Source organism: Paenarthrobacter sp. PPS72 (assembly GCF_048537125.1).
In the GTDB taxonomy this organism is placed as follows: Bacteria; Actinomycetota; Actinomycetes; order Actinomycetales; family Micrococcaceae; genus Arthrobacter; species Arthrobacter nitroguajacolicus_E.
The window spans coordinates 83741-93542 of the sequence record NZ_JBLYIE010000009.1 but is presented as its reverse complement, the minus strand read 5'-3'; the positions used below and the strand labels follow the sequence as shown (position 1 = coordinate 93542).

The window sequence follows — 9802 nt, the reverse complement described above, 5'->3', positions numbered from 1 at the left end:
CGGTCGAGATCCCGCCCCTCGGCGGGGGAGACGGGCTAGCTAAGCCGGTGCGCGCTCCGGTGTCCGTGGCGGAGCTCCCGGTGACTTTCGGATGGCCTTGACCACGGGTTCCACAAAGCGGGCAGCCAGCGGACCAAGGATAGCCATGATGAGGACATAGGCCGTGGCGAGTGCCGCAAGTTCGTCGGGAACGCCGCCGGAAGCAACAGCCAGACCCGCGATGACAATGGAGAATTCTCCGCGGGCGATCAGCGCAGCCCCTGCGCGGAAGCGGCCGGGGACGGCAATGCCAACCCGTTTGGCAGCCCAAAATCCTGTGAGCATCTTGGTAGCTGCTGTGACGACGGCCAGGACGAGGGCCCAGCCAAGAACGGGTGGAATGGACGACGGATCGGTGTTGAGGCCGAAGGCTACGAAGAAGATCGCAGCGAAGAGATCGCGCAAAGGCTCGAGGATCCTGGTGGCATTATGTGCCGTGGCGCCGGAGATGGCAATACCCAACATGAAGGCACCCACTGCGGCCGATACCTGCAGAGCCGAAGCAATCCCAGCGACCAGAAGCGCGAGACCGAGCACGTTGAGCAGGAAGACTTCGGAGTTTTCGCTGTGCACTGCTTGCGAGACCCGGTGGCCGTGTTTGAGGGCGATGACCAGAACCACGGTGACCACGGCCAGTGCAATACCCACCGTCTGCAGTCCGCCCAGGAATCCGACGCCGGCAAGGATCGCGGTGAGGATAGGGAGGTAAATCGCCATTGCAAGGTCTTCGAAAACCAAGATGGACAGCACCACGGGAGTCTCGCGGTTACCGATTCGTCCGAGGTCAGTGATGACCTTGGCAGCAATGCCGGATGACGAGATATAGGTGACGCCACCCATGACAATTGCGCCCACAAGTCCCCAACCCAAAAGCACGGCGAGTCCCGCGCCCGGAAGGAAGTTGAGGACAAAATCCATGACACCGGCCTGCCAGGACTGCCTAAGGCCGGTGACGAGCTCCGACGCCGTATATTCCAAGCCGAGCATTAGTAGTAGGAGAATGACGCCGATTTCTCCGGAAAGATGAGCGAACTCGTTCATGCCATCCAATTTGACGAACCCGCCGGCTCCGAAGGCAAGACCACCCACCAAGTAAAGCGGGATAGGGGACATGCCGATCCGGCCCGCTAATCGAGCAAGGAGACCGAGGCAGAAAACGACGGCCCCCAGTTCAACGAGGGCTAGTGCGAGCGGATCCATTCCGGTCAGCCGTTGCGGAGGATGTCGGCTGCCGAATCAAGACCGTCCTGTGTGCCTACCGCTACGAGCAAGTCACCGGAGTGAAGTACGACGTCGGGTGCCGGCGAGGGGACGACCTCACCTTCCCGCATGATCGCCACGATGGACACACCGCTCCGGGTACGGATCTGCGCTTTGCCCATGGGCTGGTTGACGAAGGGTGAATCGGGGGTAATGGAGAACTGGCGGGTGACGATGCCTGGTATCTCACGGTGTTCTTCGGCCAAGCGCATGGCAATGTGCTGCCCGCCCAGTAGGTTCCCGAGCGTCGATGCTTCATCGGCTGTCAACGGGATTGAAGCCTGGCACGTATCGGGGTCGTCCCAGGTGGACACGAAAAGCTCCGTTTCGCCCTCGCGAAGTTCCACGACACCGATGCGACGGCCCGAGGCCGTGACGAAATCCTTGCGGATACCGAGGCCCGGGAGTTCAGTCTCATCCACGTTCATAGCTACACCCTAACTCTGTTGTATGGGTCTGGTATGGCGTTCATGCTCAGCCAGTCCTATGTAGTTAACGCTCAGGGACCACGGCTATTTCCACCTTGGCCGGTGGTTTCACAGGGAGGATCACCAGCAGCCCCGCGAGCAGCACCACCATGATTCCGAGGATGCCCCAGCGTTGGGCTTCACCTTCTGCAACAAGCGGCGAGGCGATGGTGATGCACAGCGTGAAGAGCGTGGGGGCGAGGAAACTGACAGCCCGTCCGGTTGTGGCGTAGAGACCAAATAGCTCCCCGGATTCCCCGTGGGGCGCAAGCCGTGCCAGATAGGCCCGTGAGGACGATTGGGCCGGTCCCACAAACAGGCACAGCAGCAGCCCGAAGACCCAGAACGTGGTGGCACCTGGCCAGTCATTTCCAAAGAACACGTAGTTGCCGTTCCCCAAGACCAGGATGGCCGTGCCTGCGACGAGAAGTCCAACAAGCGAGAGGATGATGACCGCCTTTGGCCCGATCCTGTCGTCGAGGAAGCCTCCGATGATTGCACCGACGGCCGCCACGACGTTACCAAAGATGGCGAAGAAAATGACGTCCTTGAGCTCGAAGCCGAACGTACCGGCGGCGATGACACCGCCGAAGGTAAATACGGCCGCCAAGCCGTCACGGAAGATGGCGCTGGACAGCAGGAAGTAGATGGTGTGCGGGCTGGTCCGGTAGATGGCTCCGATGCGGCGGAACAATAACTTGTAGGACGCGATGAAGCCCAAGGATGCCGTGTCTTTTTTAACGGATACTTCAGGAACAGCGAACATCACGGGGAGGGCAAAGATGAAGAACCACAGCGCTGAGAAGATGGCAACAAGCCGGATGTTCAGGGAGTCCTGGGTTGAAGCGCCGAACCAATCGAAAGAGGGCTGCACGAATAGCTGAAGGACCAGAAGGAGCGCAACTATGCCGCCCAGATAACCCATGGCCCAGCCGAAGCCGCTGACCCTGCCGATGTTCCGGGGCGTGGAGATCTGGGCCAACATCGCGTTGTAGTTCACGCCGGCAAACTCAAAGAAAATGTTGCCGAGTGCTATGAGGCAAACTCCCAGGAGCAGGAACTCCGGTTGGGGGAACACGAAGAAACAGAGAGCCGTCAGAACAGCGGTCGCGGCGGTGTTGACGCCGAGCCACATCTTGCGGCGGCCACCGGCGTCTGAACGCTGGCCAGTGACGGGAGCCAGCAAGGCAATGGCTAGGCCGGCAATGGCCAAAGCGGCACCGAGTGCAGCCGATGCCGCATCTTCTCCGCCGAACGCATTGGACGTGAGGTACACGGTGAAGACGAAGGTGGTCATGACCGCTTGGAAAGCAGCGGAACCCCAGTCCCAGGATGCCCAAGCAAGGATCTGTCCCTTCTTGGAGGCGACGGGTCCGGAGGCGAGCTCGGACGTGGAGTTGGAGGCTTCGGGAACTGCGGCCGCGTTCATAGCTTGAATGCTATAGCGACAGTGGAGAACGGTGGGCAGATGACAGACCGCTATGTGGAGAACGCTGCTTTAAGCCATGCGCGCAGTCGGGTCTTCTGGCCAAATATTGTCAGTTCGCCTTGATAAACTAGGGAAACTGAACCCAACGTATGACCGCCTGCTCCAACTTTTGACAATATGTTCCTGACTTTGCGGAGATAACAGTGATCACAGTTCTCGCCATCACCTTTGTAGCGGCAACTGTGGCGCCCTTGATCTTCAGCAAGCTTGGCAGGAACGCCTTCTATGCTCTTGCAGCGGTTCCCGCAGGTGCCTTCATTTGGCTTCTTTTCCAGTATGGCCCCGTATATTCCGGAGGTGGCATAGAGGAAGTCCTTCCGTGGATCCCCAGCCTTAAGCTTGAGCTTGCCTTCCGTATGGATGCCCTGGCATGGGTGATGTGCCTGCTGATCCTCGGCGTGGGATCCCTGGTGTTGATTTATTGCGCCAGGTACTTCAAGAACAAGGACGCCGACTTGGGCGGATTCGGTGCCCAGCTGCTCGCTTTTGCCGGGGCCATGTTCGGTTTGGTGACCTCCGATGACCTCCTGATGCTCTTCATCTTCTGGGAGCTCACCACCATCCTTTCCTACCTGCTCATCGGGTACGCCCGCACCCGTTTGGCTGCCCGGCGTTCGGCGCTGCAGGCACTCATGGTCACCACCGCCGGTGGTCTAGCCATGCTCGTCGGCCTCATCATTTTGGGCCAGGCGGCTGGAACCTATCGCATTTCGGCGATTCTGGACCAAGCCGGCCCGCTCATGGCGGGACCGATGCAGGAGGCGGTGGCCACCGCCGTCGTACTCATCCTTGCGGGTGCGGTGACTAAATCGGCGCTTGTCCCCTTCCACTTTTGGCTCCCGGGCGCCATGGCCGCGCCCACTCCCGTGAGCGCCTACCTTCATGCGGCCGCGATGGTCAAGGCCGGCATCTACATCGTGGCGCGCCTCGCGCCAGGGTTTTCGACGTCGGAGTTTTGGCTTCCTGTGGTTCTGGGGCTGGGCCTGGCCACCATGCTCGTGGGCGGTTACCGGGCGCTTCGCCAGACTGATATCAAGCTCATCCTCGCTTATGGCACGGTCAGCCAGCTCGGATTCCTCACCATGGTGGTGGGTCTGGGCCGGCCCGACGCCGCTCTGGCCGGACTCGGACTGCTGCTGGCACATGGCTTGTTCAAAGCGGCGCTGTTCCTGGTGGTTGGCATCATCGACCACCAATCAGGTACGCGCGATATCCGCAAACTTTCCGGTGTCTTCCGTTCGTCACGTGCACTGGGCGTTGTGGCGGCCATTGCCGCGGCGTCCATGGCCGGGGTCCCGCCTCTGGCTGGTTTCGTAGCCAAAGAATCAGTCTTTGGGGCCTTCGTCGGCTACGGCACCAGCAGTGACGCGCCAGCCTGGGGCATCTGGATCTTGGTGGGACTGGTGATCGGATCGATCCTGACGTTCGCCTACAGTGCCCGATTCATGTGGGGAGCATTTGCCGTCAAGCCTGGCGTTGAACCAACCCCGTTCAAGCCCATCAAACCCGCGTTCCTGGCAGCCCCCGCCATCCTCAGCTTGCTCACCATCGTTTACGGCTTGTGGCCGACGCCGGTGGATGCCTGGATCCAGCCATACGCAGCGCTGTTCGCTAATAGCCCGGACGCGGTCGACGCCGGGTACCTGGCTTTGTGGCACGGCGTCACTCCCGCGTTGGGCCTGACTGCGCTGACGTTCGCGGCCGGCGCCGCGATGTTCTATGGGCGCAACCTCGTTTCGCGGGCCCAAAGTTTGGTTCCGGACTGGGTGGACGGGGACAGGGCCTACCAAAACACCATTGGTGCGCTGGACGACATCGCGGTCTGGGTTACAGGCCGTACGCAGCGTGGTTCGCTGTACTTCTACCTCGCAGTGATCCTCACCGTGGCATTCGCGGTGCCCATGACGGCGCTGATCATGGCGAACAAGCCCCTGCCGGATGGCATGTACTTCATCGACCCGAATTCGCCCCTCCAGGTGGTGGCAGGCATCGGCATCGTGGTGGGTGCACTGGCAGCGGTCCGGGCCAACAAGCGGTTCCTCGCCGTGCTGATGGTCTCTGTCACGGGCTACGGCATTGCCCTCATGTTCGCCCTCCAAGGCGCGCCGGACCTCGCCTTGACCCAGATGTTGGTGGAAACGATCGTGCTGGTGGCTTTTGTGCTGGCCATGCGCAGCCTGCCCGCCGAGTTGAGGGACAGGACCGGGGGACGGCTCAGGGTGATCCGCGTGATCATCGGCGCGGCCTTCGGCATCACCATGATTTTCGTGGCGATCTACGCCATGGGCGCCCGCGTTGCCACTCCCATCTCACTTGACTTCCCACGGTTGGCCTATGAAGGCGGCGGAGGATTGAACGTGGTCAACGTGACCCTCGTGGATATCCGCGCTTGGGATACGTTCGGGGAGATTTCCGTGTTGGCGATTGCCGCCACCGGTGTAGCCAGCCTGATCTTCGTGCGCAGCCGCGGCGATCGGATCAAGACCTCGGAGGCCGTACCCGCAGGCAGCGTCGGCCGACGCACCGGCGTCGACCGTGACTCCCGCGACGGCGCTACCTTGGCCGTGGCGAAAAAGTTCACCGACGTCAGCCGCGACGCGTGGCTGGTTGCGGGCCGCACCTTGGCTCCCGAGCGCCGTTCGATCATCTTCGAAGTGGTCACCAGGTTGATCTTCCACTCCATGATTGTGTTCTCCATCTATCTCCTCCTCGCAGGGCATAACCTGCCGGGCGGCGGCTTCGCCGGTGGCCTCACCGCCGGGCTCGCACTGACAATCCGCTATCTGGCAGGTGGGCGATTCGAGCTAAGCGAGGCAGCCACCGTCAGCGCGGGAACCCTTTTGGGGACGGGACTTGCGACGGCGGCCGCCTCCGGCGTGGTGCCGCTCTTCCTGGGCGGACAGGTGTTCCAGAGCGCAATCATCGAGTTCTGGCTGCCGGTTTTCGGTGACGTCAAGTTCGTCACCTCCACCATTTTCGACATCGGCGTATACATCGTGGTGGTGGGGTTGGCCCTCGATGTCCTCCGAAGCCTCGGTGCCGAGATCGATGAACACTTTGAAGGCAAGGGAGCCCCGCTGGCCGAGGAGGATGCCGCAGGGCATGCCGACCTTGCCGAGGAAGCTGCCGAATCCGCTGCTTCCGGGAAGGGTAACGCATGAGCATCAACCTGACCCTGCTGATCGTCATGGGTGTCCTGTACGCCTGCGGAATCTATTTGATCCTGGAGCGCAGCCTGACCCGCGTGCTGTTGGGTTTGATGCTGCTGGCCAACGCCACCAACATCCTGATACTGAGCACGGGAGGGTACGCAGGCCTTGCCCCCTTGTTCGACAAGGAAACCAATCCGGACGCCTACAACGATCCTCTGCCTCAAGCCCTGATCCTGACGTCGATCGTTATTTCTTTCGCTGTCACGGCCTTCATGCTCGGCATCATTTACCGCACATGGGTCCTGGCTCGTCAGGATGAAATCCAGGATGACCTCGAAGACGTCCGCGTGGCCAAGACTCCGAGCTTCGACGCCGAGGACGACGCCATTGTCCCGCTGGAAACTTCCGAATTCGCCATCACCCCGGCCAGCCCTGCAAGCAAGGACAGGCCAGATGCGACCGAGACTCCCAACACGGCACCGACCCAGGAAGGAGGCAGCGCGTGAATCTCGCAAACCTGTCGCCGCTAGCTGTCCTCCTACCGATCCTGGGTGCTGCCTTGGCATTCCTGCTGATCAGGCACCACACTGCGCAACGGGTAGTAAGCATTGGCATCCTGAGTGCCACCCTCCTGCTCGAATGCCTGCTCCTGGTCTCTGTATGGGATGGAGGCACCACGTCCGTGACGCTCGGAGGATGGTTGCCGCCGTGGGGCGTGGTCCTGGTAGTGGACCAGTTCTCATCCCTCATGCTGGTGGTTTCCACCGTGGTCAGCCTGGCCGTGCTCATCTACGCCACCGGGCAGGGCATGGCCGACGGCGACCAGGAAGCACCCGTCTCGATCTTCCACCCCACTTACCTCATCCTGGTGGCGGGCGTATCCAACGCGTTCCTGACCGGCGATCTCTTCAATCTCTACGTTGGCTTCGAGATCCTGCTGACGGCCAGCTACGTCCTCATGACACTGGGGGGAACGGGACCACGCATCCGTGCGGGCGTCACCTACGTTGTGGTTTCCGTGGTGTCGTCCGTGCTGTTCCTCATCGCGATCGCCATGATCTACGGAGCCACCGGAACCATCACCATGGCGGACCTGGCCATCAAGCTTGCCGAACTTGACCAAGGCACGCAGAACCTCCTGCACGTGATGCTGTTGGTGGCTTTCGGGATCAAGGCAGCCGTGTTCCCCTTGTCCTTTTGGCTTCCGGACTCCTATCCCACTGCTCCCGCTCCAGTCACGGCCGTGTTCGCCGGGTTGCTGACCAAAGTGGGCGTTTACGCCATGGTCCGCACGGAAACACTCCTGTTCCCGGGGGATACCCTGAACGTCCCCCTGATGGTGGTGGCGCTACTGACAATGATTGTCGGTATCCTGGGCGCCTTGGCTCAGAGCGACATCAAACGTCTCCTGTCCTTCACATTGGTGAGCCACATCGGCTATATGGTGTTCGGCCTCGCCATGAGCTCCGTGGCCGGGTTGGGTGCTGCGGTCTTCTACGTCGCGCACCACATCACCGTTCAGACCAGTTTGTTCCTGGTGACAGGCCTCATCGAACGGCGTGGCGGCAGCTCCTCTATTGACCGATTGGGTGGCCTGGCGAAGCTTTCACCATTGCTTGCCTTGCTGTTCTTTGTTCCGGCGATGAACCTTGCGGGCATTCCGCCTTTCTCGGGCTTCCTTGGAAAGCTGGGGCTGCTGCAGGCCGGCGTGGAGCTGGGGACACCCTTGGCAATCGTGCTGGTGGTGGGCGGTGTGCTCACCAGCCTCCTGACGTTGCTGGCCATCGCCCGTGTTTGGAACAGGGCGTTCTGGCGCAAACCCGAGGACGCAGAGTACCCGGACCCTGTATTGATGACCCCAGGCAAAGCGGGTGTCCTGCCGCGCACCATGGTTGGATCGACCGCAGGTCTGGTGGTGTTCGGAGTGGCGCTCACTGTGTTTGCGGGGCCGCTCTTCCAAGTTGCCGACGGGTCCGCTGGAACCATGCTGGACCGCTCGGCTTACATCCATTCAGTCCTGGGGGATTCCGTTGAGGTGCCGCCGCTGGCGCAATCGGATGAAGCACAACCAGATGAAGCACGACGGGATGAAGCACAGCGGGGGGATGCCAAGTGAGCCGCAAACCCATTTCCTTCCGCACGGAGTTGCCGCTCCTCATCTGGTTGGTGATCGTGTGGGGTGCACTTTGGCGGGACTTCAGCCCGGGCAACCTGCTGTTCGGGGCCTTGATCGCGGTGCTGGTGGCCAAACTGTTCTACCTCCCGCCTGTGGAGCTCAGCGGCAGGTTCAACATACTGCGGGCTATCCCCTTTGCCTTGATGTTCCTCGGCAAAGTGGTGGCAGCGAGCTTCCTGGTCCTGTACCTGGCGGTGGCGAAAGGACCCAAGGTGCGCAGCGCCGTCGTCGCCGTTCCGTTGCGGAGCCACTCAGATCTTATGGTGACGGCCACCGGCCATGTGATCTCGTTGATCCCGGGCTCGCTGGTGGTGGAAGTGGACCGATCAACGTCCACGCTGTACCTGCACGCGCTCAATATTTATGAAGAAGCCGATATCCGTAAGATCCGCGAGGAAACGCGGGTTATTGAGGCGCGCTTGATTCGCATCATGGGCACGCGCGAAGAAGTCGCAGCCCTCGACGCCGAGCAGCGCCCGGGAATGGAAGGGGCAACGCCATGAAGGAATTCGTTCTCTTGGCTACAGCTGTGATCCTCAGCTTGGCTGCGGCAGGGGCAATTGTCCGCATTGCGATTGGCCCGTCCCTGTTGGACAGGGTTCTGGCATCGGATGTGTTGCTGGCAATCCTCGGTGCCGCCCTGGCGATCGATATGGCTATGAACAAGCACCTGAACAACCTGATGCTGTTGGTGGCGCTCGCGGTGATCGGGTTCATTGGCTCGGTGACCGTTGCCCGGTTCGTGGCTGAGCGAAGGGAGCAAAGCAATGAATCCTGATGCCACGGGCGTGGATGCTGTCATCGACGCCGTTACTGCAGTGTTCCTGGTGGTGGGCGCCCTGATGTCTCTTGGTGCCGCTATTGGTCTGTTGAGGTTTCCGGACCTCATGAGCCGCATGCACGCGGCCACCAAACCGCAGGTTTTGGGGTTGTTCCTCATGCTTGCTGCGATCGGCCTTCAAATGCGGACTTGGTGGGTATGGCCGGTCCTTCTGGTGGCGTGGATTTTCCAGCTCCTGACGGCTCCGGTTTCCGCGCACATGGTGGGTCGCTCCGCTTACCGCACCAAGCATGGACACCGCGAAATGCTCACCAAAGATGAACTCGAAGCGGTTGTGCAGCGCGCGGCAGCGGGCCAAGAGCCCGGGAGCGAACGGTAGCAGCGGCAAAAACAACGCCGGTATCACCCCTCGTGGGAGATACCGGCGTTGTGTTTGTG

The 9802-nt window shown here is 61.2% G+C and carries 9 protein-coding genes; 6 read left to right on the top strand and 3 right to left on the bottom strand.

Translation table 11 applies throughout. The features are described from left to right. Positions 1-39: 39 nt before the first annotated feature. The 3 genes from ACLRGI_RS05855 to ACLRGI_RS05845 all read right to left on the bottom strand — a co-directional run bounded on the left by ACLRGI_RS05855 (position 40) and on the right by ACLRGI_RS05845 (position 3195). A complete protein-coding gene (locus tag ACLRGI_RS05855; protein WP_419200715.1) occupies positions 40-1239 on the bottom strand; it encodes a cation:proton antiporter in 1200 nt (399 codons plus the stop codon). A 5-nt stretch (positions 1240-1244) separates the two neighbouring features. After that, entirely contained in the window at positions 1245-1727 is a 483-nt protein-coding gene (locus ACLRGI_RS05850; RefSeq protein ID WP_419200714.1) for a cation:proton antiporter regulatory subunit, read from the bottom strand. A gap of 64 nt (positions 1728-1791) precedes the next feature. Next, positions 1792-3195, bottom strand: coding sequence for an MFS transporter (locus tag ACLRGI_RS05845; protein WP_419200713.1), 1404 nt, complete (start codon positions 3193-3195; stop codon positions 1792-1794). A 203-nt stretch (positions 3196-3398) separates the two neighbouring features. Here ACLRGI_RS05845 and ACLRGI_RS05840 point away from each other — a divergent pair, with 203 nt between their 5' ends. Genes ACLRGI_RS05840 through mnhG form a run of 6 tightly spaced genes read left to right on the top strand, consistent with a single transcriptional unit; the run spans position 3399 to position 9743 of the window. Further along, positions 3399-6416: a Na+/H+ antiporter subunit A gene (locus tag ACLRGI_RS05840; protein WP_419200712.1), complete on the top strand. Its 3018-nt coding sequence runs from the start codon at positions 3399-3401 to the stop codon at positions 6414-6416. Beyond that, positions 6413-6913, top strand: a complete 501-nt coding sequence (locus tag ACLRGI_RS05835; RefSeq protein WP_419200711.1) for a Na(+)/H(+) antiporter subunit C — start codon at positions 6413-6415, stop codon at positions 6911-6913. The genes ACLRGI_RS05840 and ACLRGI_RS05835 overlap by 4 nt, the downstream gene beginning before the upstream one ends. Next, on the top strand, positions 6910-8523 hold the full coding sequence (locus ACLRGI_RS05830) for a Na+/H+ antiporter subunit D (protein WP_419200710.1): 1614 nt from the start codon (positions 6910-6912) through the stop codon (positions 8521-8523). The genes ACLRGI_RS05835 and ACLRGI_RS05830 overlap by 4 nt, the downstream gene beginning before the upstream one ends. Then, a complete protein-coding gene (locus ACLRGI_RS05825) occupies positions 8520-9086 on the top strand; it encodes a Na+/H+ antiporter subunit E (protein WP_419200709.1) in 567 nt (188 codons plus the stop codon). The genes ACLRGI_RS05830 and ACLRGI_RS05825 overlap by 4 nt, the downstream gene beginning before the upstream one ends. Then, on the top strand, positions 9083-9361 hold the full coding sequence (locus ACLRGI_RS05820; protein ID WP_419200708.1) for an MrpF/PhaF family protein: 279 nt from the start codon (positions 9083-9085) through the stop codon (positions 9359-9361). The genes ACLRGI_RS05825 and ACLRGI_RS05820 overlap by 4 nt, the downstream gene beginning before the upstream one ends. Beyond that, a complete protein-coding gene (gene mnhG, locus ACLRGI_RS05815; RefSeq protein ID WP_419200707.1) occupies positions 9351-9743 on the top strand; it encodes a monovalent cation/H(+) antiporter subunit G in 393 nt (130 codons plus the stop codon). The genes ACLRGI_RS05820 and mnhG overlap by 11 nt, the downstream gene beginning before the upstream one ends. Positions 9744-9802: the final 59 nt, after the last annotated feature.